At 73.0% G+C, this 22,614-nt stretch carries 25 protein-coding genes and 1 pseudogene; 10 read left to right on the top strand and 16 right to left on the bottom strand.

What is annotated here, in order from left to right; all coding sequences use genetic code 11:
- Nucleotides 1–60 precede the first annotated feature (60 nt).
- The 3 genes from AB2U05_RS19020 to AB2U05_RS19010 form a co-directional block, all read right to left on the bottom strand.
- Nucleotides 61–1,023: a threonine/serine dehydratase gene (locus AB2U05_RS19020; RefSeq protein ID WP_045701402.1), complete on the bottom strand. Its 963-nt coding sequence runs from the start codon at nucleotides 1,021–1,023 to the stop codon at nucleotides 61–63.
- Between the two features lie 4 nt (nucleotides 1,024–1,027).
- Nucleotides 1,028–1,486 carry an Lrp/AsnC family transcriptional regulator gene (locus AB2U05_RS19015; protein ID WP_045701400.1) on the bottom strand — a complete coding sequence of 153 codons (459 nt, stop codon included), beginning with the start codon at nucleotides 1,484–1,486 and terminating at the stop codon, nucleotides 1,028–1,030.
- A 119-nt stretch (nucleotides 1,487–1,605) separates the two neighbouring features.
- Nucleotides 1,606–2,283, bottom strand: coding sequence for a UbiX family flavin prenyltransferase (locus AB2U05_RS19010; RefSeq protein WP_045701398.1), 678 nt, complete (start codon nucleotides 2,281–2,283; stop codon nucleotides 1,606–1,608).
- A gap of 90 nt (nucleotides 2,284–2,373) precedes the next feature.
- Between AB2U05_RS19010 and AB2U05_RS19005 the strand changes: the two genes are divergently transcribed.
- The 3 genes from AB2U05_RS19005 (at nucleotide 2,374) to AB2U05_RS18995 (ending at nucleotide 4,554) form a co-directional block, all read left to right on the top strand.
- Nucleotides 2,374–3,120: a cyclase family protein gene (locus tag AB2U05_RS19005; protein WP_369183815.1), complete on the top strand. Its 747-nt coding sequence runs from the start codon at nucleotides 2,374–2,376 to the stop codon at nucleotides 3,118–3,120.
- A gap of 87 nt (nucleotides 3,121–3,207) precedes the next feature.
- Nucleotides 3,208–3,924, top strand: coding sequence for an MOSC domain-containing protein (locus tag AB2U05_RS19000; protein ID WP_369183814.1), 717 nt, complete (start codon nucleotides 3,208–3,210; stop codon nucleotides 3,922–3,924).
- Between the two features lie 75 nt (nucleotides 3,925–3,999).
- Nucleotides 4,000–4,554 (top strand): GNAT family N-acetyltransferase, encoded by a 555-nt coding sequence (locus AB2U05_RS18995; RefSeq protein ID WP_369183813.1) that lies wholly within the window; start codon nucleotides 4,000–4,002, stop codon nucleotides 4,552–4,554.
- A gap of 5 nt (nucleotides 4,555–4,559) precedes the next feature.
- On the opposite strand, the gene AB2U05_RS18990 is transcribed toward AB2U05_RS18995, so the two are convergent.
- Complete coding sequence (locus AB2U05_RS18990; RefSeq protein WP_045701390.1) at nucleotides 4,560–4,928, bottom strand: VOC family protein; 369 nt, start codon at nucleotides 4,926–4,928, stop codon at nucleotides 4,560–4,562.
- 80 nt (nucleotides 4,929–5,008) lie between these two features.
- On the opposite strand from AB2U05_RS18990, the gene AB2U05_RS18985 reads away from it, so the two are divergent.
- Nucleotides 5,009–5,644, top strand: a complete 636-nt coding sequence (locus tag AB2U05_RS18985) for a hypothetical protein (RefSeq protein ID WP_369183812.1) — start codon at nucleotides 5,009–5,011, stop codon at nucleotides 5,642–5,644.
- Here the strand turns inward: AB2U05_RS18985 and AB2U05_RS18980 are convergent.
- On the bottom strand, nucleotides 5,641–6,360 hold the full coding sequence (locus AB2U05_RS18980; protein WP_045701386.1) for a TetR/AcrR family transcriptional regulator: 720 nt from the start codon (nucleotides 6,358–6,360) through the stop codon (nucleotides 5,641–5,643). The two genes, AB2U05_RS18985 and AB2U05_RS18980, sit on opposite strands and share 4 nt — an antisense overlap.
- A gap of 125 nt (nucleotides 6,361–6,485) precedes the next feature.
- Between AB2U05_RS18980 and AB2U05_RS18975 the strand changes: the two genes are divergently transcribed.
- Nucleotides 6,486–7,574 (top strand): alpha/beta fold hydrolase, encoded by a 1,089-nt coding sequence (locus tag AB2U05_RS18975; protein WP_045701384.1) that lies wholly within the window; start codon nucleotides 6,486–6,488, stop codon nucleotides 7,572–7,574.
- A 6-nt stretch (nucleotides 7,575–7,580) separates the two neighbouring features.
- Here AB2U05_RS18975 and AB2U05_RS18970 read toward each other — a convergent pair whose 3' ends face one another.
- From AB2U05_RS18970 to AB2U05_RS18955, 4 genes and pseudogenes are all read right to left on the bottom strand, one after another.
- The gene (locus AB2U05_RS18970) at nucleotides 7,581–8,279 is read right to left on the bottom strand and encodes a DUF6215 domain-containing protein (RefSeq protein WP_045701382.1); all 699 of its coding nucleotides are present in this window, start codon (nucleotides 8,277–8,279) and stop codon (nucleotides 7,581–7,583) included.
- Between the two features lie 132 nt (nucleotides 8,280–8,411).
- Nucleotides 8,412–8,711: pseudogene (locus AB2U05_RS18965) on the bottom strand (GNAT family N-acetyltransferase); the annotation flags it as partial.
- Nucleotides 8,704–9,609 (bottom strand): menaquinone biosynthesis prenyltransferase MqnP, encoded by a 906-nt coding sequence (gene mqnP / locus AB2U05_RS18960; protein WP_045701448.1) that lies wholly within the window; start codon nucleotides 9,607–9,609, stop codon nucleotides 8,704–8,706. The pseudogene AB2U05_RS18965 and the gene mqnP, both read right to left, overlap by 8 nt.
- Entirely contained in the window at nucleotides 9,597–11,048 is a 1,452-nt protein-coding gene (locus AB2U05_RS18955; RefSeq protein WP_369183811.1) for a menaquinone biosynthesis decarboxylase, read from the bottom strand. The genes mqnP and AB2U05_RS18955 overlap by 13 nt, the downstream gene beginning before the upstream one ends.
- A 94-nt stretch (nucleotides 11,049–11,142) precedes the next feature.
- Between AB2U05_RS18955 and AB2U05_RS18950 the strand changes: the two genes are divergently transcribed.
- From AB2U05_RS18950 to AB2U05_RS18935, 4 genes are all read left to right on the top strand, one after another.
- Complete coding sequence (locus AB2U05_RS18950; protein ID WP_045701375.1) at nucleotides 11,143–11,562, top strand: PLD nuclease N-terminal domain-containing protein; 420 nt, start codon at nucleotides 11,143–11,145, stop codon at nucleotides 11,560–11,562.
- A gap of 474 nt (nucleotides 11,563–12,036) precedes the next feature.
- Nucleotides 12,037–13,638, top strand: coding sequence for an acyl-CoA carboxylase subunit beta (locus tag AB2U05_RS18945; RefSeq protein ID WP_369183810.1), 1,602 nt, complete (start codon nucleotides 12,037–12,039; stop codon nucleotides 13,636–13,638).
- Between the two features lie 73 nt (nucleotides 13,639–13,711).
- Nucleotides 13,712–13,924 (top strand): acyl-CoA carboxylase epsilon subunit, encoded by a 213-nt coding sequence (locus AB2U05_RS18940; RefSeq protein ID WP_045699145.1) that lies wholly within the window; start codon nucleotides 13,712–13,714, stop codon nucleotides 13,922–13,924.
- A 221-nt stretch (nucleotides 13,925–14,145) separates the two neighbouring features.
- Nucleotides 14,146–14,760, top strand: a complete 615-nt coding sequence (locus AB2U05_RS18935) for a ScbR family autoregulator-binding transcription factor (RefSeq protein ID WP_045699147.1) — start codon at nucleotides 14,146–14,148, stop codon at nucleotides 14,758–14,760.
- 16 nt (nucleotides 14,761–14,776) lie between these two features.
- Here AB2U05_RS18935 and AB2U05_RS18930 read toward each other — a convergent pair whose 3' ends face one another.
- Nucleotides 14,777–15,418, bottom strand: coding sequence for a ScbR family autoregulator-binding transcription factor (locus tag AB2U05_RS18930; RefSeq protein WP_369183809.1), 642 nt, complete (start codon nucleotides 15,416–15,418; stop codon nucleotides 14,777–14,779).
- 368 nt (nucleotides 15,419–15,786) lie between these two features.
- Between AB2U05_RS18930 and AB2U05_RS18925 the strand changes: the two genes are divergently transcribed.
- Nucleotides 15,787–16,848 carry a ScbA/BarX family gamma-butyrolactone biosynthesis protein gene (locus tag AB2U05_RS18925; RefSeq protein ID WP_369183808.1) on the top strand — a complete coding sequence of 354 codons (1,062 nt, stop codon included), beginning with the start codon at nucleotides 15,787–15,789 and terminating at the stop codon, nucleotides 16,846–16,848.
- Nucleotides 16,849–16,869: 21 nt separating this feature from the next.
- On the opposite strand, the gene AB2U05_RS18920 is transcribed toward AB2U05_RS18925, so the two are convergent.
- From AB2U05_RS18920 to AB2U05_RS18895, 6 genes are all read right to left on the bottom strand, one after another.
- Entirely contained in the window at nucleotides 16,870–17,280 is a 411-nt protein-coding gene (locus tag AB2U05_RS18920) for a hypothetical protein (RefSeq protein ID WP_369183807.1), read from the bottom strand.
- Nucleotides 17,281–17,400: 120 nt separating this feature from the next.
- Complete coding sequence (ccsB, locus tag AB2U05_RS18915; protein ID WP_369183806.1) at nucleotides 17,401–18,531, bottom strand: c-type cytochrome biogenesis protein CcsB; 1,131 nt, start codon at nucleotides 18,529–18,531, stop codon at nucleotides 17,401–17,403.
- Between the two features lie 3 nt (nucleotides 18,532–18,534).
- Nucleotides 18,535–20,346, bottom strand: coding sequence for a cytochrome c biogenesis protein ResB (locus AB2U05_RS18910; RefSeq protein WP_369183805.1), 1,812 nt, complete (start codon nucleotides 20,344–20,346; stop codon nucleotides 18,535–18,537).
- 2 nt (nucleotides 20,347–20,348) lie between these two features.
- Complete coding sequence (locus AB2U05_RS18905; RefSeq protein WP_078860274.1) at nucleotides 20,349–21,146, bottom strand: cytochrome c biogenesis CcdA family protein; 798 nt, start codon at nucleotides 21,144–21,146, stop codon at nucleotides 20,349–20,351.
- Nucleotides 21,143–21,751 (bottom strand): TlpA disulfide reductase family protein, encoded by a 609-nt coding sequence (locus AB2U05_RS18900; RefSeq protein WP_078860276.1) that lies wholly within the window; start codon nucleotides 21,749–21,751, stop codon nucleotides 21,143–21,145. Before AB2U05_RS18900 ends, AB2U05_RS18905 begins: the two co-directional genes overlap by 4 nt.
- 164 nt (nucleotides 21,752–21,915) lie before the next feature.
- Entirely contained in the window at nucleotides 21,916–22,566 is a 651-nt protein-coding gene (locus tag AB2U05_RS18895) for a histidine phosphatase family protein (RefSeq protein WP_045699244.1), read from the bottom strand.
- Nucleotides 22,567–22,614: the final 48 nt, after the last annotated feature.

Genomic DNA, 22,614 nt, shown 5'->3' with positions numbered 1-22,614 from the left:
AGACGAGCGTACGCCTATGCACACGGAGGCCCGGCGAGGGCATGCGGCTGAGAGCCGGGCCTAGACGGACAGCAGCTCGGTGAGCAGGGCGGGGTCGATGTTGCCGCCGCTCACGACGGCGGCGACGGCCTGTCCGCCGGTCTCGGCGGCCCGGTGGAAGTAGGCCGCCGGGGCGACCGCGCCGGAGGGCTCGGCGACCAGCCGGCCGCGCCGGGCCAGCAGGGCGACGGTGGCGCGGATCTCGTCCTCGGTGACGGTGACGATGTCGTCCACGTAGGTGGTGATGTGCTCGTACGGCAGCACGCCGACCGAGGGGGTGCGCAGCCCGTCCGCGATCGTCCGGTAGGTGTCGGCCACCGGCCACTCCACCCGGCGTCCGGCGCGCAGGCTCGCCCGGGCGTCGGCGGCCAGCTCGGGCTCCACGCCGATCACCCGGATGCCCGGGCGGGTGAGCTTGAGCGCGGCCGCCGTGCCGCCGATCAGGCCGCCGCCGCTGACCGGCACCAGGACGGTGTCCAGCTCGGCCGGGGCGTCCTCGGCGATCTCCAGGCCGACCGTGCCCTGGCCCGCGACGATGAACGGGTCGTCGTACGGCGGCACCCAGACGTAGCCGTGCCGCTCGGCCAGCTCGGCGGGCAGGGTGTCCCGCTCCCCCGGCGCGACCAGCACCACCTCGGCGCCGAACGAGCGGGTGGCCTCGACCTTGACGGCCGGCGAGGTGTCCGGCATCACGATCACGGCCTTCACCCCGAGCAGCCGCGCCGCGTACGCCACCGCCTGGGCGTGGTTGCCGCTGGACTGGGCGACCACGCCGCGCGCACGCTCGTCCGCCGTCAGCGCGGCCAGCCGGTTGTACGCGCCGCGGGTCTTGAAGGCGCCGGTCGGCTGGAGGTTCTCCGGCTTCAGCCAGAGCCGGCGCTCGCCCTCGTCCGCCCAGGGGGCGGGGACCAGCGGAGTGCGGACGACCACGCCCGCGATCCGCTGCCGGGCGGCGCGCAGCTCCTCCAGACCGACCAGTGCCATCGCGTCACTCTCCTACGGGGGGGAGTTCACTCACCCGGTTCTCCCACTTGGTGGAGAGTACGACGGTGGTACGGGTACGGGCCACACCCTTGGTGCCGGAGATCCGCTTCACCACCGACTCCAGGCCGGCCACGTCGGCCACCCGGACCTTGAGCATGTAGGAGTCGTCGCCGGCGATGAACCAGCAGTCCTCGACCTCGTTGAGGTCCTTCAGCCGGAACCCGACGTCGTCGTGGTCGGCGGCGTCGGTCAGCTGGAGGCCGATCAGGGCCGTCACGCCGAAGCCGAGCGAGGCCGGGTTGACCGTCGCGCGGTAGCCGGTGATCACACCGGCCTGCTCCAGCCGGTTGATGCGGTCCGTCACGCTCGGTCCGGAGAGGCCGACCAGCCGGCCCAGCTCGGCGTAGGACGCGCGGCCGTTCTCCCGGAGCGCCTGGATGAGCTGTCTGTCCACCGTGTCCATATACCGTCCGCGTCCTTCCGAACCTCACCAGACCCACAGATCATTATCCGGATTCGAAGGCGCTGTGCGCTGAACGACCCGGATATCGCAGAGAAGATACTCTCCCGCCCCCGGTCGTCTTACTCCCCCTCAGCCGGTGCGCCGCCCGCGCCGCCCGTTTGACGGGCCGCCGCCCCCAACTCCCCTTCCCAGCGCAGGTACAGGGAATGCGGCACGCCGACGGCGTCCAGCACCCGGCCGGCCACGAAATCGACGAGTTCGCGCACGGTGGAGCCGCCGGCGTAGAAACCGGGCGAGGCGGGGAGCACCACGGCGCCCTGCGCGTCGAGTTCCACGAGGTGCTTCAACGTCACCCCGTTGAGTGGCGTCTCGCGCACGCACACGACGAGCGGGCGGCGCTCCTTGAGGGTGACGCTGGCCACCCGCTGCAGCAGGTCCTTGCTCAGGCCGAGGGCGATCCCGGCCACCGCGCCGGTGGTCGCCGGCACCACCAGCATGCCCTTGGCCGGGTAGGAGCCGCTGGACGGGCCGGCCGCGAAGTCCCCGGCGGACCAGTAGCGGACGTCGGCGAGGGCGTCCTCGTCGACGTCCAACCAGGCGGCCAGGTCGGCGCGCCAGTGGGCGTCGCGGAAGGAGATGCCGGTCTCGTCGAGGATGGTCAGCCGGGCGGCGCGGCTGACGATCAGGTCCACCGCCTCGCCGGCGGCCAGCAGCGCCCGGATCACGGAGGCGGCGTACGGCGTCCCCGACGCGCCCGAGACCCCGACCACCCACGGTTGACGCTTCGCAGTTCCCATGGGGCATTTGTATCCCGGCTCCACCTGCCGGTTCGGCCCGGGCGCCGCCGGGAGGGTCCGCGATCCCGTCACCCCTGGGAGGATGGGGCCATGGCAGCGACCCTCGTCGACCTCACCCACCAGGTGACCACCGCGATGCCGGTCTACCCCGGCGACCCGTCCGTCCTGCTGGAGCCCGCGCTCACCACCGCCACCGCCGGGGTGAACGTGCTGGCCCTGCACCTGGGCTCGCAGTCCGGGACGCACGTGGACGCGCCCTACCACGTGGACGTCACCTGGCCGACCCTGGACGGGCTGCCGCTGGAGCTGTTCACCGGCCCGGCCGTGGTGGCCGACCTGCGCGGGCTGGCGCCCCGGGCGGCCGTCACTCCCGACCTGCTGGCGCCCGCGCTGGAGCGCTGCGGCGCGGGCCACGTGCTGCTGCTGGCCACCGGCTGGGCCCGGCACTGGGGCACCGACGCGTACCTCGCCCACCCCAGCCTGACCCCGGCCGCCGCCGAGGCGATCGTGGCCGCCGGGGTGCGGACGGTCGGCGTGGACGCGCTCAGCGTCGACCCGACCGCGGACCCCGGCCCGGGCGACCCGGCGGTGGCCGCGCTGCTCGCCGACCTGACCGACGAGCACGACCAGGGCGCGGCCGCCGAAGAGCCGACGCTGGCCGCGCACCGGGTGCTGCTGGGGGCGAGCGGCGGCGGGGTGATCGCCGAGAACCTGACGGACCTTCGGCTGCTGCTGGAGGCGCAGGAGGCCGGGCGGCCGGTGGAGGTCTCGCTGTTCCCGCTGCGGCTGGTCGCGGCGGACGGCGCGCCGGTGCGGGCGGTGGCCCGGCTGGGCTGAACCAGGACGCGCCCCGGGCCACCGCCCGCCCGACGCCCGGGACTTGGTCTAGACCATCCCCGGGCGCCGCCGCTACGCTTTCCGGCCATGGCTGAGATCATCGGAGTGATCGAGCGACTCTGGCGCTACCCCGTGAAATCCACCGGCGGCGAGCGGCTCGACTCCGTCGAGGTGGACGGGCGCGGCCTGGCCGGCGACCGCCTCTACGCCGTCCGCGACGCGGCCGGCCGGCTCGGCTCCGGCAAGAACACCCGGCGCCTGCGCCGGATGGACGGCCTGCTCCGGCTCTCCGCCCGGCTCGGCCGCCGGATCGACGGCCCCGAGCTGTTCGACCCGCTCGGCCGCCCGGTCGCCGACCCGACCGCCTTCCTGCGCGCCTACCTGCTGCGCGAGGACGTCGAACTCGCCCGCGAGGACGCCGTTTCGCACGTCGACCGGCTGCCGGTCAGCGTGGTCACCACCGCCACCCTGGACTGGGTCCGCGAGGCCGTCCCGCTGACCGTCGTGGACGAGCGCCGGTTCCGTCCGAACATCGTGCTGCGCACCCCGCCCGGCACCCCGCCGTTCGTCGAGGACGAGTGGTTCGGCCGGCAGGCCCGCGGCGAGGCCCCCGGCAGCGCCCGGCTGGCCTTCGTCGACTCCAGCGAGCGCTGCGTGATGACGGGCGCCCCGCAGCCCGGGCTGCCGCACGCCCCGGAGATCCTGAAGGCGATCGTGCACGCCCACGACGGCCGGCTGGACGCCCTCGCCGAGGTCGCCGCGCCGGGCCGGCTGCGGCTCGGCGACCGGATCGTCCTGGACTGACCCGCTCCGGGGCCCGGCCGCCCGCTCCGGAAATCCGCTTGCGGCCGCCACCTGCGGCGATGGAATCATCGTCGGATGAACATCACCATCAGACGAGTGCGCAGCGAGGAATGGCGGCAGGTCAAGCAGCTGCGGCTGGACGCCCTGCTCGACCCGGTCGCGGCCATCGCCTTCCTGGAGACGCACGAACAGGCCGCCGCCCGGCCCGACGAGTTCTGGCAGGAGCGCACCGCGAACGCCGCCGAGGGCGACTCGGTGTGCCAGCTCGTCGCGGTGGCCGAGGACGGGCGCTGGCTCGGCTCGATGACCGTGCTGGTCGAACTGCCCGGCGGGAAGGGTGCCCTGGACGGCGATGTCATCGAGGCCCCGCAGACGCACCTCGTCGGCGTCTTCGTCCGGCCCGAGGCGCGCGGCACCGGCCTGGCGGACGACCTCGTCCGGGCGGCGGCGCAGTGGTCCTGGTCGCTCACCGAGCCCGTGGTGCGGCGGCTGCGGCTGTACGTCCACGAGGACAACGCCCGCGCCGCGGCGATGTACGCGCGGGCCGGCTTCAAGCCCACCGGCGCGTCGGGGCCCGTCCCGGGCGACGACACCCACCGCGAGATCGAGATGGAGATCGTCCGGGGCTGACCGCGTCAGCCCCGGACGAGGCAGAACGGGTGGCCGGCCGGGTCCGCGTAGACCCGCCAGCCGCCCGCGTCGTGCAACCGGACGGCGCCGCGGGCGAGCACCTCGCGCTCGGCGCCGTCGAGGTCCGCGACGTCGACGTCCAGGTGCGCCTGCTGGGGGTGCTCGGCGGACGGCCAGCGCGGCGGCCGGTGGTCGGCGACGCCCTGGAAGCAGAGCACCGCGCCGTCGTCGAGGTGCAGGGTGGACCAGCGCTCGCCGAGCGACCAGCGCCGGTCCGGGCGGTCGACCTCGCCGCCGAGCAGGGCGGCGTAGAACCGGGCGAGCACGGCCGGCTCGGGGCAGTCGATCACCAGGCACTGCAGCTTGCCGATCACGGTTCTCCTCGGGGGCGTTCGCGCTCGTCGCACCCCGATTCTGCCGCACCGCGGGCGGCCCTGAGTATGATCCGACGATCATGATCGAGAGCGAGTTCTGGCAGCGGCTGGACGGCGTCCGGCGGGCACGCGGCCTGCTCACGCCCGGCGAGCTGATGGCACTCACCGAGCGCGGGGTCGTGGTGCTCGACCCGTTCTCGGTGCTGGTGTCCACGTGGGTGCGGCTCGGCCCGGAGACCGTGCTGTACCCCGGCGCGGCGGTCGAGTGCGACGCCCGCAGCCGGTGCGTCCTCCAGCCCGGGACCGTCCTGTACGGCGGCGCCCGGATCACCGCGAGCGGCGGCGCCCTGGTCACCATCGGGCGCGGCGCGCTGATCGGCGAGGGCGGCGCACGGATCAAGGCCGCCGGCACCGACCGGATGAGACTCGGCGACGCCGTCAGGATCGCCAACGGCGCCGAGCTGAGCGGAAGTTGCCGCCTCGGCGACGGCAGCCAGGTCCTCGGCCCGATCTCCGCCCGCGCCGTCGAGCTGGCCGGCGGCGGCTCGCACGCCCACCCCGACCCGGACGGGCGGGGCGGGGTGCTGAAGGGCTTCGGCCGGGCGCACGGGATCCGGGTCGGCGTCGGCGAGGTCGTCAACGGCGCCGGAGACTTCCGGGCCGCGCCCGTCGAGCGCCAGCGCGCGTACCACCCGGACGCGCCGAAGCTCGACTAGGGCTTGTCGATGAGGAGTTGGACCCCGTCGAGGATGCGGGCGAGACCGAACTCCAACGGGTCGACCGGGTCCGGGGCGAAGGCGCCGCCGGCGATCGCACGGGTGAGCGCCGGGAAGCGGTCGGCGTGCCGCTCCAGCACCTCGCCGGTGAGGCGCCCCCACTCGCGACTGTGCTCCTCGTCGAAATCGAGCCGCTGCTGGACGAGGGTCCGCACCAGGCCGGCGACGAGGACGAAGACGCGGTGCTGCTCGGCCGCGCTCAGCCCGGTGGGCTCCAGGGCGGTGAGCGCCGCGTCGAGCCAGCCGAGCTGGTGCGGACCCATCAGCTGGCGGCGCATCGCGGTGGCCGCGATCAGCCAGGGGTGGGCGAGGTTGACCCGCTCGCAGTGGCGGGCCCACGCGGCGATCCGGGGCCGCCAGCCGTCCCCCGCCGTCCGTACGTCCGGGACCTCGGCGAGCACCGACTCGACCATCAGCTCGACCAGTTCGGCCTTGCCCGGCACGTAGCGGTAGAGCGCCATCGCGGAGACCCCGAACTCCGCGGCCACCTTGCTCATCGAGACCGCGTCCAGCCCCTCGGCGTCGGCGACGGCCACCGCGCTCGCGGCGATCCGCTGCGGGGTCAGGCTCGGCTTGGGGCCGCGGGTCGGCCGGTCCTGCTCGCCCCACAGCAGCGCGATGCCCGCGCGCAGGTCGCGCGGCTTCTCCTTGGCCATCTCCGGCTCCCCTTCCTCGTCGTCTTCCTCGTCGTCCCGGCGGCGCCCGTTGACGCGCCCGGGAACTGTGTATACCTTAAACACGTCGGAACTGCTGAAGCAGTAAACAGTTTGGGAGATACACCATGCTCGCCACCATCGCCATCGCCTCCACCGCCGCCCTCGCCGCTCCCGTCGCCGGTCTCCTCGGCTACCGGCAGCTGAAGCGCGCCGCGCTCGCCGAACGGCTGCGCATCACCGGTGCGGCGGGCATCGACGAGTCCGGCTTCGTCCGGATCGGCGGGATCGACCAGTGGGTCTCCATCCGCGGCGAGGACCGCGGCAACCCCGTGATCCTGGAGATCCACGGTGGCCCCGGCGCCTCTAACCTGCCCTTCCTCCCCCGCACCCGCGGATGGGAGCGGCACTTCACGATCGTCCGCTGGGACATGCGCGGCGCGGGCTTCACCTTCGCCAACGGCCCTGAGAACCAGGGCGCGCTGACGCTCGACCAGCTCCAGCGCGACGCCCTGGAGGTCACCCGGTACGCCCGGGAGCGCCTCGGCGTCGACCGGCTGCTGCTCGTCGCCAACTCCTTCGGCACCGTCCTCGGCCTGCGGCTCGCCCGCAACCACCCCGAGCTGTACTCCGCCTACGTCGGCACCGACCAGAACGTCATCGACGGCGGCCGGGAGCGCACGGCGTACGACGCGCTGGTGCGGCGGCTGCGGGCAGCCGGGAAGCGGAAGCAGCTGGCCGCCGTCCTGGCGATGGGCGTCGACCGGCGGGCCCGGACCACCGAGCAGGTCGACGAGTACAACAAGCTGGTCCTGACCACCGACCCGCTCTCGTACGACACCATGAAGACCGTCGTGGTGCGCTCGCTCTGGTTCTCGCCCCTGCACACGCTGCGCGGGCTGCGGTCGTCCATGAAGGCCATGCACGTCTCGCTGGCGCTGCAGTCCCAGGCCGCGACCATCGACGAACGGGCCGAGGGGACGGAGTTCCGGATCCCGTTCTTCGTCTTCCAGGGCGACGGCGACGTCCTCACCCCGCCCGAGCCCGCGCGCCGCCTCGTCGACGACGTCACCGCGCCGGTCAAGGACTTCGCCCTGATCCGCGGCGCCAGCCACTTCGCGGGCTTCCGCCACCCGGACCAGTTCCTCGACCTGCTGCTCACCAAGGTCCGCCCGGCCATCACCGGCGACCTCCGGCCCGCCGGCCACGGACGCTGAGGGTTGCTACGACCCCGCGACCCAGCCCGGCATGGTCGGCAGCAGCTTCTCGGCGAGCCGGTACATCGTCGCGTCGTCGACGGCCCCGCCGTCCCGCCGGAAGACGTCGATCTCGACGGCCCGGCCGCCGGAGGCCTTGGCGTCCTCCGCGACGATGAGGTTCCGGGTGCCGGGCCCGTTCTGGAGCCCGCTCTTCCCGTCCTTCCCGTCCGCGGGGCCGAAGACCACCGCCTTGCTCGAGTAGATCGCGGCGGGGTGGCCGAGGACGGTGGCCTTCGAGGCGAAGAACTGCGGCATGCCGAGCATGTCGTCGACCGAGGTGGTGCCCTCGATGACGGCGACCGCGCTGTCCCGCAGGCGCACCTCGACCATCGGGTCCGTGCCGATCGCCATCGGCATCGGGTGCGCGGTCAGGATGCGGTCGTCCGGCGTGCCCAGCAGCGCCGGCAGGTCGGACCGGTTCAGCGCGGCGCAGACGGCCGCATAGCCCTGCGAATCGGTCGGCCGGGGGGTCTGGCACGCGACCGGCTTGGCCTCGTCCTCGTCCGCCGCCTGCGAGCGGCCGTCGATCAGCCCCATCCCCCACAACCCGGCCAGAACCCCGCCGGCCAGCGCCACCACGGCGGCCAGCTTGATCCCCGCCCGCTCCTTGACCGGCTCGGCGTTCTTCTCGACGGCCTGCTCGTCGACCTGCTCGCTCTCCACCCTGCATCCCCCTCCGCACGAAATCCGACCGCGATCGTAGCGCCCCCACCCAGCCGGTGACCTGCGGGTTTCGCGGCCGCCCTGACCGGCACCGCCCTCGCCGAATCCCTGCGGCGGTGACCGCCCGCGGCGTCAGAGGATCATCAGGCGGTCAGGATCGGGGAAGGGGACGAAGCCGGCCTTCGCGTACACGCCGTGCGCGTCGCGGGTGGAGAGCAGCACGCGCTTGAGCCGGTAGGGGGCGAGGTGGTCGCGCACCGCGACGGCCAGCCAGGTGCCGAGACCGTGGCCCCGGTGGCCGGGGGCCACGTAGACGTCGCACAGCCAGGCGAAGGTAGCGAGGTCGGTGACCACGCGCGCGTACGCGACCTGGGATCCCTCGGCGGCGTACACGCCGAAGTTGAGCGAGGCCCGAGCGGCATCGTCAGATACCGAGGCCGCGGATGACGAGGTCGGCCAGGGCGAAGAAGAACAGGGAGACGCCGACGAAGCTGTTCGTCTGGAAGAAGGCCCGGTTGAGCTTGGAGAGGTCGTTCGGCTTGACGATGGTGTGCTCGTAGACGAACGCGCCCGCGACGACGGCCAGGCCGATCCAGAAGGCCGCGCCGGCGTGGGTGAGGACGGCGAACCAGCCCAGCAGCAGCGTGGTCGCGACGTGGCAGGCCCGTGCGCCGCGGATCGCGGCGGGGACGCCGAAGCGGGCCGGGACGGAGCGCACGCCGTTCTCGCGGTCGGACTCGACGTCCTGGCAGGCGTAGATGAGGTCGAAGCCGCCGATCCAGATGCCGACCGCCGCGCCGAGCACGACGGCGTCCCAGGACCACCGGCCGGTCACCGCGAGCCAGGCGCCCACCGGGCCCATGGCCTGGGCGATGCCGAGGATCGCCTGCGGGAAGTCCGTGAAGCGCTTGCCGTACGGGTAGACCACCATCGGCACGACGGCGACCGGCGCGAGCGCCAGGCAGAGCGGGTTGAGCATGGCCGCCGCGCCGAGGAAGACCACCAGCGCCACCGCCGAGCCGACGTACGCGGTCTTCAAGGAGACCGCGCCGGTGACGAGTTCGCGCCCCGCGGTGCGCGGGTTGCGGGCGTCGATCTCGCGGTCGATGATCCGGTTGGCCGCCATCGCGAAGGTCCGCAGCCCGACCATGCACACGGTGACGATGAACAGCTCGCCCCAGTGCACCCGTTCGTCGGCGAGGAACATGGCCGTCAGTGCGGCGATGTACGCGAAGGGCAGGGCGAAGACCGAGTGCTCGATCATCACCAGGCGCAGGAAGGCCTTGGTACGCCCCGGGGTTTCGAACGCCGCCGTGCTCACAGTCCGTATTCCTTCCAGCGCCGGGAGACCAGCGCGGCCGTGGCCGGGTCGGAGGCCACCATCTCCGGCCACCCGCCGTCCCGGGTGTAGCCCTCCTCGGGCAGCTTGCGGGTCGCGTCGATGCCGGCCTTGCCGCCCCAGAACTGCTGGTAGGAGGCGTGGTCGAGGTGGTCGACGGGGCCCTCGACGACGGTCAGGTCCCGGCTGTAGTCGACGTTGCCGAAGGCCCGCCAGGCGACTTCCTGGTAGTCGTGGACGTCGCAGTCGGCGTCGACCACGATGATCAGCTTGGTGAGCGACATCATGTGCGCGCCCCAGATCGCGTGCATCGTCTTCTGGGCGTGCTTGGGGTACTTCTTGTCGATCGAGACGATCACGCAGTTGTGGAAGCCGCCGGCCTCGGGCAGGTCGTAGTCGACGATGTCCGGGATGATGATCTTCAGCAGCGGCAGGAAGAACCGCTCGGTGAACTTGCCCAGCGGGCCGTCCTCGGTCGGCGGGCGGCCGACCACGATGGACTGCAGGATCGGCCGCCGCCGCATCGTCACGCAGTCGATCTTCAGCGCGGGGAACGGCTCCTGCGGGGTGTAGAAGCCGGTGTGGTCGCCGAACGGGCCCTCGGGGAGCATCTCGCCGGGCTCCAGCCAGCCCTCGACCACCACCTCGGCGTCGGCCGGGACCTGCAGCGGCACGGTCTTGCAGTCGACCATCCGCACCCGCTCGCCGGCGATGAACCCGGCGAAGAGGTACTCGTCGATGTCGCCGGGCAGCGGCGCGGTGGCCGCGTAGGTGACGGCCGGCGGGCAGCCGAAGGCGATCGCGACGGGCAGGCGCTCGCCGCGCTTCGCGGCGACGGCGTAGTGGTTGCGGCTGTCCTTGTGGATCTGCCAGTGCATCCCGATGGTGCGCCGGTCGTGCCGCTGGAGCCGGTAGAGGCCGAGGTTGCGGATGCCGGTGTCGGGGTGCTTGGTGTGGGTGAGGCCCAGGTTGAAGAAGGAGCCGCCGTCGAGCGGCCAGGTGAACAGGGCCGGGAGCCGGTCGAGGTCGACGTCGTCGCCGGTGAGCACGACCTCCTGCACGGGCGCGTCCTTGACGTGCCGCGGCGGGACGTGGGTCATCGAGGCGAGCTTGCCGAAGGCGTCGCGGAAGCCGGTGAAGCCCTGCGGCAGTTCGGGCTTGAGCAGACCGGCGATCTTCTCGGAGATGTCGTCCGGGCCCTTGAGGCCGAGGGCCTTGGCGAGGCGGCGCTCCGTCCCGAAGACGTTCATCGCCAGCGGCATCGACGAGCCCTTGACGTTCTCGAAGAGCAGCGCCGGGCCCTTGGCCTTCTGCACCCGGTCGACGATCTCGCCGATCTCCAGGTGCGGGTCCACCTCCGCCTTGATGCGCTTGAGGTCGCCTTCGCGGTCGAGGGCCCGGAGGAACGAGCGGAGATCGTCGTATGCCATGCCTGTCAGTATCCGCCACCCGATAGCCTGGCTTGGTCAAGGGCCCCGGGAAGGCGCCCGCCGCTACCGCCGTCGCCGGGGGGAGATCGCAGCCATGCCGCGGATTCTTCTGACCATCATCCTTCCGCTCGCGCTCTGGGTGTGGGCGTTCGTCGACTGCCTCACCACGCCCGAGGACGAGGTGAAGCACCTGCCCAAGGTGGTGTGGGTGCTGATCGTGCTGCTCTTCCCGCCGCTGGGCCCGATCGCCTGGCTGATCGCGGGCAAGCAGCGGGGCTTCCACCGGGCCGCCGCGGCCGGGGGCGCCGACACCGCCGGGCCCGGGTACGGCGGTGCGCGCGGCGGCCGTCCGCTGGCGCCGGACGACGACCCGGAGTTCCTCGCCTCCCTCAAGGACTTGAAGAAGAGCGACAAGGACCACGAGGAGATGCTCAAGCGCTGGGAGGCGGACCTGCGCCGCCGCGAGGAGGACCTGCGCGGCAAGGACGAGCCGGACGACGGCCGCAAGAGCTGAGCTGGGGAGCGGTTCGCTCCGCTCCGGACAGCCCGCGGGGCTCCCCCGGACAGCCCACCCGGACGGCCCAGGGTGGGCTTCGGCGTTTTTGGCGCTTCCCTACGACTGGGCACCTCCGGAGGCCGGTCGGCGCCGACCGGGCGACGGATCCGAGCCGGCTCCGAACCGGGCCCGGAACGACCCCTCAGAACCCCTCACCAGCACCCCTGACCTGCACTTTTCTTCATGTGCGGATCATCCGGTCATCACCCTCCCGACGACCCGCCGTATTCGAACGGACACCGAGCGCGCTGGCTTGATCCGCTCCGGTTCTGTCCAGCCCTGACAGCTAAACGAACCCGACCTTGTACGGAATCGACGCCGAAACCGACGCACGGCCCCTCGTACAGTCATAAGTGAAGAAAGTGATTCGCAGCCGGGGGCACAGCAGACGTTGGCTGTCGGACAGTTCCCTCACCATTGGAGTGGTTCGAGATGACGGTTGTGCATGAGGCGCCGGTCGGCGACGAGGCCTCCGAGACCCCGACCGACGCCCGCGGACGGGTCGCCGAGCTGCACGCGCTGCGCGAGCAGGTGCGCCGCGGCCCCAGCGACAAGGCCACCGAGGCCCAGCACGCGAAGGGCAAGCTGACCGCCCGCGAGCGCATCGAGCTGCTGCTGGACGAGGGCTCCTTCCACGAGGTCGAGCCGCTGCGCCGGCACCGCGCCCAGGGCTTCGGCCTGGAGGCCAAGAAGCCGCACACCGACGGCGTCATCGTCGGCTGGGGCACCGTGCACGGGCGCACCGTCTTCACCTACGCGCACGACTTCCGGATCTTCGGCGGCGCGTTGGGCGAGGCCCACGCGCAGAAGATCCACAAGATCATGGACATGGCCATCGCGGCCGGCGCCCCGCTCGTCTCGCTCAACGACGGCGCCGGCGCCCGCATCCAGGAGGGCGTCACCGCCCTCGCCGGCTACGGCGGCATCTTCCAGCGCAACACCAAGGCCTCCGGCGTCATCCCGCAGATCTCGGTGATGCTCGGCCCGTGCGCCGGCGGCGCCGCCTACTCCCCCGCGCTGACCGACTTCGTGTTCATGGTCCGCGAGACCTCGCAGATGTTCATCACCGGCCCGGACGTCGTCCAGGCCGTGACCGGCGAGAAGATCAGCCAGAACGGCCTCGGCGGCGCGGACGTGCACGCCGGCGTCTCCGGCGTCTCGCACTTCATCTACGACGACGAGCAGTCCTGCATCGAGGAGGTCCGCTACCTCCTCTCGCTGCTGCCGCAGAACAACCGCGAGATGCCGCCCTCGGTCGTCACCGAGGACCCGGTCGAGCGCCGCAACGACAGCCTGCTCGACCTGGTGCCCGCGGACGGCAACCGCCCGTACGACATGCGCAAGGTGATCGAGGAGATCGTCGACCACGGCGAGTACCTGGAGGTCCACGAGCGCTGGGCCACCAACGTGCTCTGCGTACTGGCCCGGGTCGACGGCCACGTCACCGGCATCATCGCCAACCAGCCGCAGTCGCTGGCCGGCGTGCTCGACATCAACGCCTCCGAGAAGGCCGCGCGCTTCGTCCAGATGTGCGACGCCTTCAACATCCCGATCGTCACCCTGCTGGACGTGCCGGGCTTCCTGCCCGGCGTCGACCAGGAGCACGGCGGCATCATCCGGCACGGCGCCAAGCTGCTGTACGCGTACTGCAACGCCACCGTGCCGCGCATCTCGCTGATCCTGCGCAAGGCCTACGGCGGCGCCTACATCGTGATGGACTCCCGCTCCATCGGCGCCGACCTGTCCTACGCGTGGCCGACCAACGAGATCGCCGTGATGGGCGCCGAGGGCGCCGCCAACGTGATCTTCCGGCGCGAGATCAACGGCGCCGAGGACCCGGACGCCATGCGGGCCCAGAAGATCAAGGAATACAAGGACGAGCTGATGCACCCGTACTACGCGGCCGAGCGCGGCCTCGTGGACGACGTCATCGACCCGGCGGAGACCCGCCAGGTGATCGCCTCCGCGCTGGCCATGCTCCGCACCAAGCACGCCGACCTGCCCAGCCGCAAGCACGGCAACCCGCCGATGTAGCACGGTACTTCGCGTCCACTGGCCGCACACCCGGGCCATCACACACCACAGTCACCGGGGGAGAAACCAGAACATGACCGCTACCGCCGAACCCCTCATCCGGATCGTCCGCGGCTCGCTCAGCGACGAGGAGCTGGCCGCCCTGACCGCCGTCCTGGCGGCCCGCGCCACGGCCGCCCAGCAGGCCGCGGCCGCCGCCGCGCCGATCGAGCCGATCGCCAGCTGGCAGCGCCTGGAGCGCCGCCCGGCGTACTACTCGCCGGTCAGCTGGCAGCAGGCCGCCTGACGCACCGCGCAGCTCCCGACGGCCGGTCACCCCACGCGGGTGGCCGGCCGTCCGGCGTGCCCGGGACACCCCCCGCGGGAACCCCGCAGGGGTGCCGACCGCACCGGTCGGGCCCGACGCGGCTCGGTAGGATACCTACCGGACGGTATGCGGCCCGCCGCCCCGCCGGCCTCGTGGAACAGGCCGCCACCGGGGCGCCAGAACTATCCAGGGAGGCTGCGATGGCCAGGCAGGCCCGGGCGTTGGCGACCCGCCAGGCGGTGCTCGTCGCGGCGGCCGAGGTGTTCGACGAGCGCGGCTACGCCGCCGCCACCATGGCCGAGATCCTGGACCGCGCCGGCGTCACCAAGGGCGCCCTCTACTTCCACTTCCACTCCAAGGAAGAGCTCGCGCTCGCCGTCATCGAGGGCCAGGGCGCCTGGATCGCCACCTGGAAGCCCGCCACGGACAGCCCGGTGCAGATCCTGATCGACCTCGGCTACGCCTTCGCGCACGCCCTCCTGGACGACCCGCTGGTGCGCGGCAGCATCCGGCTCACCATCGAGCACGGCAGCTTCACCCAGCCGCAGATCGCGGCCTACCAGGGCTGGATCGACCTGGTGCGCGGCCTGCTGGAGCAGGCCCGGGAGGCCGGCGAACTGCGCCCCGGGGTCGACCCGGGCGCGGCCGCCGGGGTGATCACCGGGGCCGTCACCGGCATCCAGCTCAGCTCCCAGGTGCTCACCGACCGGCGGGACCTGGTCCGGCGGATCGGCGAGCTGTGGACGCTGCTGCTGCCCGGGCTCGTCGAGCCGCGGGCGCTGGCCCGGCTGAGCATCGCCGACCGGACCTCCTGACCGCTCCCGGAGGCCGTCAGACCTGGTAGGCGACCCGGCGCTCCACCGGAACCAGGGCGGGCAGCGCGGCCGTCCACAGCCGGCGGACGGCCTCCGGCGCGAGCCGGTCCGGCGTGCCCCCGGACAGCAGCACCTGGCCGGCCGCCAGCGCCGTGAGCAGGTCGGCGGCGGCCCGCCGGTCCAGCCCGGGGCACAGCTCCCCGGCGGCCTCGGCGCGGGCCAGCAGGCGGTGGACCACGGCGGCCAGACCGCGCCAGGTGGCATCGGTGCCGGGCCGGGCGTCGGTGCCGGGTGGGGCGTCCGGGCCGTCGCGGCGGACGGCCCGCCGGCCGAGCCGGACGCCCGCCCGGACCACCACGTCCTCGCGCAGCAGCCGGGCCAGCTCGTGGGTGAGGTCGATCAACCCCTGCAGCGGCCCGCCCCCGGCGCGCAGGGCGCGCAGCGCGGCCGAGCCGATCTGCCGCCCGGCGGCGGCGCGCACGCCGTCCGCGAGGGCCTGCTTGGACACGTAGTGGAAGTAGAGGGCGCCCTTGCTGACGCCGGCCCGGCGGCTGATGTCGACCAGGCTGGCGGCCTCGAATCCGACGCTGGCGAAGGTGTCCGCCGCGGCGAGCAGGACGGCGTTCCTGGTCCGTTCCGCGCGCATCTGCTTGACCACTGCCCCCGGCCCCCTCCGCTCGACCGGGCGCGGCCCCCGCCCCACCCGGGTTGCTGTCGGCACGCCCCGCCTCCCCTGCGGCGAGCGACGCCCCGCATGCGGACGGCCACCGCCGAAACCGCATGGTAGGTATCTAATCTATCGCCCCCGTCGACCCCGCCGTCCAGCGGGGACGGACCCCCGCCCAAGGTCGGAACCACCCGTCGAACCGGTGTTTCCGCAGCCCAGAGGCCCTAGGGTGAGCTCCGGGGCGGGGGCCGGCGACGGAAGCCACCCCGACCCGCCGGGACATACCGGGTGGTAGGTATGTTCTGCCCGGGGCGTCCGCAGCGGCCGCTCGACCGACACCCTGAAGCGGGGGGCCCGTCATGCCGCCGATCGTAGGGCCGGACGCCCTCGACCCCTACGCCCTCCTCCCGGCCGCCCCCGGCCCGGCCGCCCACGTCGGCCGCCCCCGCCCCGGGTACGACTTCCACGAGCGGACCGTCTCCCGGCACCTCGTCCACCGCGCCTGCGTCTCCGAGGTCCTGCTCACCGGCTGGCAGGCCACCGGCCCGCACGAGTTCCTGCTCGGCGCCCAGTGGCCCCGGCTGCACGGCTTCTACCGGCTGCCCGGCGACCGCTACCACGACCCGGTGCTGATGGCCGAGACCGTCCGGCAGGCCGGACTGCTGATCGGCCACGCCGGATTCGGCGTCCCGCACGACCACCACCTCGCCCTCACCGACCTCTCCTACACGCTCGGCGAGCCCGGCCTGACCGGCCTCGCCGTCACCACCGGACCGGCCTCGCTGATGCTCGCCGCCCGCTGCGAGGACGTCCGGACGCGGCACGGCCGGCTCGACTCCCTGCGGGTGAGCGCCGAGATCAGCCGGGACGGCCACCCGGTCGGCCACGGCTCCGTCCGCCTGCGCGCCGCCACCCCCGCCGGGTACGCCCGGCTGCGCGGCCCCGTCCGGCACCCCGCCGAACCGGCCCCGCCGCCGGCGCCCGCCCCGCCCGGACTCGTCGGCCGGACCCAGCCCGCCGACGTGGTGCTCAGCCCCACCCCGCGGCCGGACACCTGGCTGCTGCGCACCGACCCCGCGCACCCGGTGCTCGCCGACCCCGCACTGGACCACGTGCCCGGGATGCTGGTGCTGGAGGCCGCCCGGCAGGCCGCCCAGCGGCTGCGCCACCCCGAGCCGGTGACGCCGGTGGAGCTGGTCACGGCCTTCGAGCACTACATCGAGCTGGACCGGCCCTGCCTCGTCCGGGCCGTCCGGGAGCCGGCGCCGGGCGGGGTGCGCCGGGCGCCGGTGGTGGTCCGGCTGGTGCAGGACGGGCGGACGGCGGCCGAGTGCCGGCTGCTCACCGAGCCGGTCGGCGGGCCGGTCGCCGCGGCCCCCGGCCGCGGCGTGCCCGCCGTCCGTCTCCCGCTCGCGAGCTGAGGCCCGCCGCGCTCCTTCCGGTCACGCCGCCGCGAGCGCGGCCGCCGAGGACCGGCCGGCGTGCATCACGCTGAGGTTGGCGGCCAGCCGGACCGGGTCCTGGGCCAGCCAGAGCCGCAGCGCCGCGCCGAGCGCCGCGCTCGCCGACTCGACCCGGACGTCGGTGACCTGCGCGATCCGGGCCGCCCCCGGCGCCAGCAGGTCGGCCAGCGCGGTCGGCAGCCACACCGTCAGCGCGCACGGCGCGGGCGTCGCGAGGGCGCCGAGCAACCGGTAGGCGTCCCCCGGCGCGCTGAGCGTGGGGATGATGTCCAGCAGGGCGTCCGCGACCACCTCGGACACGTCGCTGCGGTGCCCCTGGGCGAGCCGGCGGAGCAGCAGGTGCTCGCCGGCGGTGATTCGGACGGTCAGCATGACCTCGTCGCACTCCATTGCGCGATTCCTCCTCAGTTCCCTCCCGTACCGGCCTGGCGGCCGGCACGACCTACCCCTGTCGCACGTCGGCCCGGCCAACCATGTGCGGAGAGCCGGGCCGGTGGGTGTGCGCCCCGGTCAGATCCCCGCGTAGGAGTGCTTGCCGGTGACGAAGATGTTCACGCCGTAGTAGTTGAAGAGCCAGCAGGCGAAGGCCGCCAGCGCCAGGTAGGCCGCCTTGCGCCCCTTCCAGCCGGCCGTCGCACGGGCGTGCAGGTAGCAGGCGTAGGCGACCCAGGTGACGAACGACCAGGTCTCCTTCGGGTCCCACTCCCAGTACTTGCCCCAGGCCGCCTCGGCCCAGATCGCGCCCGCGATGATGGTGAACGTCCACAGCGGGAAGACCAGGGCGTTGATCCGGTAGGACAGCTTGTCGAAGGTGGACGCGGCGGGCAGGCGGCGCCAGATCGACGCCGAGGTGCCCAGCGGGCCGGTGGTCAGGCCGGCCGCGATCCGCTTCTCGAAGGAGTCCTTGCCGAGGTACAGCAGGGTCGCGATGAACGCCGCGTAGAACGCGCCGCCGCAGAAGATCGCGGTGGAGACGTGGATCGCCAGCCACGGCGAGTGCAGCGCCGGGACGAGCTGGTCGGAGTCGGTGTACAGCGTGGTGGTGGCGATGCCCAGGGTCAGCAGCACGGCCACGACGACCGGCAGGCCGAGCCAGCGCACGTTCTTCCGGGCCGCCAGCAGCACCAGGTAGGCGGCCGTCATCGAGAAGGCGAACGCGCAGGAGAACTCGTACATGTTGCCCCACGGCCAGCGGGACACCGACAGGCCGCGGGAGACGATGCCGCCGCCGTGCAGCAGCAGGCCCAGCACCGTGAGCGAGACGGCGATCCGGCCGGCCAGGTCGGCCCGCTCGCTGGTGCCGGCCGCGCCCGGGCCGTCCACCTCGTCCGCGCCGCGGCCGCTGGTGACCACCGTCGCGCCCTCGCCGGCCACGGCGGTGCGGGTCAGCGTGGTGGTCCCGCCGCCGGCCCCGGCCACCGTGACGGTGACCTTCTTGACGCCCTTCGGCCCGGCCGCGGCGACGGTGTCGGCCAGGCTGCCCGCCTGCTCCTTCGAGCGGACGGCGACGGCGCCCTTGCTGCCGAAGGTCCACTCGATCATGTGGGCGAACATGGCGAGCGTGTAGACCACCATCGCCGAATAGATCAGCTTGTTGGAAAGGTCGGCCAGCTGTGGGTCGACCGCCGAAGCGAGGTGCACCGTCTACTCCTTGGAGTTCTGGTCGGCGGGGGTGGGGTCCGAGGGCGCGGACGGGGCCTCGGGATCATCGGTCTCGTCGGGCTCTACGGTGTCGTCGGGCTCTACGGTGGCGTCGGACTCGTCGGGCTCGTCGGCGGCCGGGGCGTCGTCCTGGAGGTCCACCGCGAGTTCGGCCAGCTCCTCGGCGATCTTCGCCGACTCGCTGCGGGCCAGGCCGGCCAGCTCCACCTGGGTGCCGCCGCCCGGCAGGGCGACCGCGCGCACCCAGATCCGGCGGCGCTGCAGGAACAGCGAGCCGATCAGACCGAGGATCGCCAGCACGCCGCCGGCCAGGGCGATCTCGTTGCCCGGGCGGTGCGAGACGTTGAAGCTGGCGAAGCGCTTGTAGCCGTCGAAGGTGAGGGTGCCGTAGCCGCTCGGCAGCTCCCAGACCTGCCCGGGCTTGAGCCGGGCGGCGGCCGGCTTGTCGTCCTGCTGCAGCTGGGTCATGTTCTTGGTGTCCAGCTGGTAGATGTTCTGCGGCCGGCCGGAGTTGTTGCCGAGGTCGCCCGCGTACACGTTGAGCACCAGCATCGGCGCGGCGTCGTCCGGGAAGAGCGAGATCGGGCCGGTGCCCGCGAAGCTGTCCGGGGCGGTCGGCAGGAAGCTGCCGCTGAAGCCGAGCTGGGTCTTCTTGCCGTCCGGGCCGATGCCGTAGTCGGAGACCTTCACCACGCCGGTGGAGGTCTGGTTGGCGTCCTGCGGCAGGAACGGCGTGGCGCCCTGGTAGACGACCTCGCCCTTGCCGTTGCGGACGGTGACCACCGGCGCGAAGCCGTGGCCGATCAGGTAGATCTTGCTGCCGCCGATCTCCAGCGGGTGGTTGACCTCGATCTTGGCCGTCTTGGTCTGCGTCGGGTCGCTGCCGGCGGAGTACTCGACGTTCGCGGTGAACTGCCGGGCCGCGCCGACCTGCGCACCGGTGGACTGGAAGCGCGCGGTGAAGCTGTCCAGCTTCAGGTAGAACGGGTCGAGGTCGTCGGTGGTGTAGAACCGGGTGCCGCTGAAGTCGTCGAGCTGGGTGATCGTGTTGGAGTAGCCCTCGCCCTCGACCATCAGCTTGCCGGCCGTCCCGGAGGCCAGGCTGGCCCAGGCGAAGCCGCCGAGCAGCGCGAACAGCGACAGGTGGAAGGCCAGGTTGCCGACCTCGCGCAGGTAGCCCTTCTCGGCCGCCACCGAGCCGCCGGACAGGTGCGCCCGGAAGCCGCGCTTGCGCAGCAGCCGGTGCGCGGCGGCGTTCACCGCGTCGGCGTCCGCGTCGGTGCGCCAGGCCGCGTACACCGGCATCCGGGTCAGGTTGCTCGGCGCCGCCGGCGGCCGGGCGCGCAGCACGCCGACGAACTGCCAGGTGCGCGGGACGATGCAGCCGGCCAGCGAGACGAACAGCAGGATGTAGATCGCGGAGAACCAGACCGAGCTGTAGACGTCGAACAGCTGCAGCTTCTCGTAGACCGGCGCGAGCGTGGTGTGCTGCGCCTTCCAGGACACGACCTTCATCGCGTTCTGGCTGCCCTGGCCGTTCTGCGGGATCAGCGAGCCCGGGATCGCGGCCAGCGACAGCAGGAAGAGCAGGATCAGGGCGACCCGCATCGAGGTCAGCTGACGCCACATCCAGCGCGCCCAGCCGAGCACGCCGATACCGGTCGGCCCGTCGGACTCGACCGGCGCGGTGCTCAGCCGCTCCGCCGCGGAGTCGGCGTCGGCCTCGGGGCCGGCCTCGGTGTCGACGTCGTCCGGTGCCGGCGGCAGGTCGGTCCCGGTCGTGGTCTTGCTCACGGTCAGATTCCGATCTGGAAGTCGGCGGTCCAGGACTGCAGGTCGCTCACCAGCACGTCCCATTCCCCGGTGACGAGCAGCAGACCGACCACGACGAGCATGCCGCCGCCGATCCGCATGACGAGCGGGTAGTGCCGCTTGACCCAGCCGAAGGCGCCCAGCGCCCGGCGGAAGGCCAGCGCGGCCACGATGAACGGTACGCCGAGGCCCAGGCAGTAGAAGGTCATCAGCAGGGCGCCGCGCGCCGCATCGGCCTGGTTCAGCGCCAGGCTCTGGACGGCGGACATGGTCGGGCCGATGCAGGGCGTCCAGCCGACGCCGAACACCACGCCCAGCAGCGGGGCGCCGAGCAGCCCGACCGCCGGGCGGCGGTGCGAGCGCACCTCACGCATGCTCAGGCCGGGGACGAGGCCCATGAAGGCCAGGCCCATCAGGACGGTCACCCCGCCGAGCACGATCGAGATGACCCGCTTGTGCTCCTGCAGGGTGTCCCCGAACTGGCCGAACAGCGCACCGCCGGAGACGAACACCGCGGTGAAGCCGAGGACGAACAGCAGCGCCCCGAGCAGCATCCGGCCGCGCCGGGTGCCGCGCGCGTCGGCGAGGTCGGCGGCGGAGAAGCCGGTCACGTACGACAGGTAGCCGGGCACCAGCGGCAGCACGCAGGGCGAGAAGAAGGACAGCAGCCCGGCCGCGAGCGCGATCGGGGCGGCGGCCAGCAGCGCCCCGCTCTGGACGGTGGTGAAGGTGTCGGCGAGGTGCAGTGCGGCGGGTTCGGCGCTCACTGCTCCGGCGCTCACTGCTTCGGCTCCGCGACCACCGGCTGCAGGATCGACTCCAGCGCGTCGTCCACCGTGCCGCCGACCGCGCGGGCGGCCAGCTTGCCGTCCCGGTCGACGATCAGCGTGGTCGGGATGGACTGCGGGTTGAGGCTGCCCTTGGGGAACTTGAGCAGCTGGGTGCCGGCCGGGTCGAAGATGCTCGGGTAGGTGACGCCCTTCTCCTGCTCGAAGCGGACGGCGTTGGTCTTCTCCGAGTCCCGGGTGTTGATCCCGAGGAACTGCACGCCCTGGTCCTTGTACTTGGTCCAGACGCGCTCCAGGTCGTCCGCCTCGCCCCGGCACGGGCCGCACCAGGAGCCCCAGACGTTCAGCACCACGACCTTGCCCCGGTAGTCGGAGAGCTTCACCTGGCCGCCCTCCAGCGTCTCGCCGGAGATGTCGGGGGCGTCCTGGCGGTGGCCGGGCTCGGCCTTGGAGACGTTGGTGCCCTTGACGGTGACGAAGCCCACCTGGTCCGCGCCGCTGCCCGAGGAGCCCGTGGAGGAGCAGCCGGTGAGGGCGAGCGCAGCGGCGGCGGCGGTGGCGGCGGCTGCGGCGGCGACACGGGGACGGGGGCGCGTCATGGCAGACATGTGAAAAGTTTCGCATGGAGCCCGGGGCGGGTTCGCCGGGGTCCTCCCTTGCGCGTCGCACCCGGCCTGACCTGCGACGGAACCGGGCCGTCCGGCGTTCACCGGACGGCCCGAGGTCATACTTACCCACCGCTTACGCGGCCCCGCCGGAGGGGTCAGGCGCCGAAGCTCTTGCCCACCGGCTTGTCGCCCTTGCCGCCCTTGCCCACCAGGTGGGCCGGCAGCAGGTCGCGGGCCGGCTCGCGGTAGCCGACCGAGACGATCCGGTCGCCCTCGAAGGTGAAGCTGGTCAGCGAGGCCAGCGAGCACTGCCGGCGGCGCGGGTCGTGCCAGAGCCGCCGGCGCTCGACGAAGGAGCGCAGGATCCAGATCGGCAGCTGGTGGCTGACGCACACCGCCTCGTGCCCGCGCGCGGCGTCCCGGGCGGCGCCGATCGCGCCCATCATCCGCACCGCCTGGTCGAGGTACGGCTCGCCCCAGGACGGCTTGAGCGGGTTGACCAGGTACTTCCAGTAGGAGGGGTTGCGCAGCGAGCCGTCGCCGACGCCGAAGGTCTTGCCCTCGAAGATGTTCTCCGCCTCGATCAGCCGCCCGTCCTCGGCGACCTCCAGGCCGTGTGCCTCGGCGATCGGGGCGGCGGTCTCCTGGGCCCGCTCCAGCGGGGAGGCCACCACGTGGGTGACGTCCCGGTCGGCCAGGTCCTCGGCGACCCGCTCGGCCATCTTCCGGCCGAGCTCGGACAGGTGGTAGCCGGGCAGCCGCCCGTACAGGACGCCCTCCGGGTTGTGCACCTCACCGTGCCGCATCACGTGGACGACGGTGATCTCCTTGGCACTCACTTCTCGACTGCTCCT

The sequence above is a fragment of the Streptomyces sp. Y1 genome (assembly GCF_041053115.1).
In the GTDB taxonomy this organism is placed as follows: domain Bacteria; phylum Actinomycetota; class Actinomycetes; order Streptomycetales; family Streptomycetaceae; genus Kitasatospora; species Kitasatospora rubellomurina.
This window is presented reverse-complemented; position numbering and strand designations above follow the sequence as displayed.

What these genes read in the sequence shown, in the direction of transcription:
- AB2U05_RS18925 (WP_369183808.1), top strand. Translation starts at nt 15,787, where the DNA reads ATGCCGCCGATCGTAGGGCCGGACGCCCTCGACCCCTACGCCCTCCTC.
- AB2U05_RS18940 (WP_045699145.1), top strand. Translation starts at nt 13,712, where the DNA reads ATGACCGCTACCGCCGAACCCCTCATCCGGATCGTCCGCGGCTCGCTC.
- AB2U05_RS18920 (WP_369183807.1), bottom strand. Translation starts at nt 17,280, where the DNA reads ATGGAGTGCGACGAGGTCATGCTGACCGTCCGAATCACCGCCGGCGAG.
- AB2U05_RS18895 (WP_045699244.1), bottom strand. Translation starts at nt 22,566, where the DNA reads ATGCGGCACGGTGAGGTGCACAACCCGGAGGGCGTCCTGTACGGGCGG.
- AB2U05_RS18975 (WP_045701384.1), top strand. Translation starts at nt 6,486, where the DNA reads ATGCTCGCCACCATCGCCATCGCCTCCACCGCCGCCCTCGCCGCTCCC.
- AB2U05_RS19005 (WP_369183815.1), top strand. Translation starts at nt 2,374, where the DNA reads ATGGCAGCGACCCTCGTCGACCTCACCCACCAGGTGACCACCGCGATG.
- AB2U05_RS19000 (WP_369183814.1), top strand. Translation starts at nt 3,208, where the DNA reads ATGGCTGAGATCATCGGAGTGATCGAGCGACTCTGGCGCTACCCCGTG.
- AB2U05_RS18935 (WP_045699147.1), top strand. Translation starts at nt 14,146, where the DNA reads ATGGCCAGGCAGGCCCGGGCGTTGGCGACCCGCCAGGCGGTGCTCGTC.
- AB2U05_RS19020 (WP_045701402.1), bottom strand. Translation starts at nt 1,023, where the DNA reads ATGGCACTGGTCGGTCTGGAGGAGCTGCGCGCCGCCCGGCAGCGGATC.
- AB2U05_RS18950 (WP_045701375.1), top strand. Translation starts at nt 11,143, where the DNA reads ATGCCGCGGATTCTTCTGACCATCATCCTTCCGCTCGCGCTCTGGGTG.
- AB2U05_RS18985 (WP_369183812.1), top strand. Translation starts at nt 5,009, where the DNA reads ATGATCGAGAGCGAGTTCTGGCAGCGGCTGGACGGCGTCCGGCGGGCA.
- AB2U05_RS18900 (WP_078860276.1), bottom strand. Translation starts at nt 21,751, where the DNA reads ATGACGCGCCCCCGTCCCCGTGTCGCCGCCGCAGCCGCCGCCACCGCC.
- AB2U05_RS19015 (WP_045701400.1), bottom strand. Translation starts at nt 1,486, where the DNA reads ATGGACACGGTGGACAGACAGCTCATCCAGGCGCTCCGGGAGAACGGC.
- AB2U05_RS18995 (WP_369183813.1), top strand. Translation starts at nt 4,000, where the DNA reads ATGAACATCACCATCAGACGAGTGCGCAGCGAGGAATGGCGGCAGGTC.
- AB2U05_RS19010 (WP_045701398.1), bottom strand. Translation starts at nt 2,283, where the DNA reads ATGGGAACTGCGAAGCGTCAACCGTGGGTGGTCGGGGTCTCGGGCGCG.
- AB2U05_RS18980 (WP_045701386.1), bottom strand. Translation starts at nt 6,360, where the DNA reads ATGGCCAAGGAGAAGCCGCGCGACCTGCGCGCGGGCATCGCGCTGCTG.
- AB2U05_RS18945 (WP_369183810.1), top strand. Translation starts at nt 12,037, where the DNA reads ATGACGGTTGTGCATGAGGCGCCGGTCGGCGACGAGGCCTCCGAGACC.
- AB2U05_RS18955 (WP_369183811.1), bottom strand. Translation starts at nt 11,048, where the DNA reads ATGGCATACGACGATCTCCGCTCGTTCCTCCGGGCCCTCGACCGCGAA.